Annotated in this window: 1 rRNA gene; it reads right to left on the bottom strand. The window is 61.6% G+C overall.

Features of this window, described 5'->3' with window-relative positions:
• Nucleotides 1-57, bottom strand: a 5S ribosomal RNA gene (rrf, locus tag AC27E8_RS11750); the annotation flags it as partial.
• Between the last annotated feature and the right edge of the window lie 227 nt (nt 58-284).

Here is a 284-nt window from a genome sequence, read left to right as displayed (position 1 = left end):
CTTCACGTCCGTGTTCGGGATGGGTACGGGTGTTGCCCCTCCGCTATGGTCACCAGACCTGCTTCGCTCCATGCTCGCTCGGAGGGCTTCGGCCTTCGGCCTGCAGATCTCCTCGCTCGCATGTCGCTTCGCATCTGTATCGCGTCGGCGAAGCTCGGTTGCGAGTCGCTCTTTCAAGCGTACCCGCTCACGTCTCTCTTCGCCTCAGATTTCTCTGCAAAGCTTGCGTCCCGAGCCGGCGCTTCTGCGCCTTCCTCGCTCGCATGTCGCTTCGCATCTGTCTT

Source organism: Alicyclobacillus sp. CIJ1 (genome assembly GCF_057538885.1).
This window is presented reverse-complemented; position numbering and strand designations above follow the sequence as displayed.